We start from the raw sequence: 1202 nt of genomic DNA on the forward strand, positions 1-1202 counted from the left end.
TTCTTGATGTCTATATAGGAAATGATGTCCGAATGAGCCAAAAATTTCAAGTGGGAAAAAGCAACCAAACAGGTAAACAAACGATTAAAGCGGAGATATCTGTTATCCACCAGTTAGAAAAAAAATAGATATTGTAATTACGGTTAATAAATAAATGTCAGTTCGAGAACAGTTAAATAAATAAACTAAAAATGAATAACAACATAAAGATTAAAAACATAACAGGCATAAAATTAGTAATTGCAGCATTATTCTTTTCTTGCTGCCTTTCCACAAACATACGAGCACAAGAAATAATAACAGACTCGCCTGTTATGGAAACACCAGCAGATAAGGATTGGAAGGTTTTAAGTTCTGTTATGCGTACTTATGGTACTGTGGAAGAATATCGAGTTATAAAAGAAGGTACAATTCTAGAAAAGCAAAGATATTATGACAAATATTTAAAAAAAAGATCACAATTAGCAAAAGCATTCTGGGACAAATATCCAAAGGATGTGCGTCATGATGAAGCTTTATATCTGTTTTTTAATGCTAATGCCGAGCCTTTTTTTATACCAAACAATATCCCTGACAATTTAATACAGGTTTTAAACACTATTCCTATTAAAGAATATAAAAAAATTAATCGTCTGTTACCAATAGATCATTTGGCAAGAGAACAATGGCTAAAGGCAGGAGACGATATGGTTTCAAGTGTCCTTCACTCGAATGCATCCTTGGAACGTAAAGAAGCAGCTGAATTTCAATTGATAGCCCGTGAATTTCGTTATGACATTAAATTAGAGAGTTCTTTACAAAAAGAGAATTCAGAGACTGAATACTGGAATCGTTTTGAGATCCAGTACTGGCAACATATCCGTTTGCGTTTAGAACAACATGTTAACAAATATGCGACATTAGAAATAGTTGCCGCACGTGTTCAAACTATTTTGAATTTACTCCAAAACTTTTCTACCGCAGCAACGGAGGTCTATTGGAACTATTTTTTTGAGACCACAGGTGCTAGTAACCCACTGGCAGACCAGCCAGGTATTATGGCCTTACATAAGCTGGCAGCCGAAAACGTAGCTGCTATAGAGGCCTTAAAAGAAGTGGATTATTCCAAGCCATTAGATATGGTTTTTACAGCTATAGATGGGAGTATCGTAGATCTTAATACCATGAGAGGGAAAGTGGTATTGATCGATTTTTGGGCGACC

The 1202-nt window shown here is 35.0% G+C and carries 1 protein-coding gene; it reads left to right on the top strand.

Going from position 1 to position 1202, the window contains the following annotated elements; all coding sequences use genetic code 11:
* Positions 1-191: 191 nt before the first annotated feature.
* On the top strand, positions 192-1202 hold a 1011-nt coding region (locus Q4Q35_RS15515), incomplete at its 3' end, for a TlpA family protein disulfide reductase (RefSeq protein ID WP_303278918.1).

Origin of the sequence: Flavivirga aquimarina, assembly GCF_030540835.1 — a bacterium.
Taxonomy (GTDB): domain Bacteria; phylum Bacteroidota; class Bacteroidia; order Flavobacteriales; family Flavobacteriaceae; genus Flavivirga; species Flavivirga aquimarina.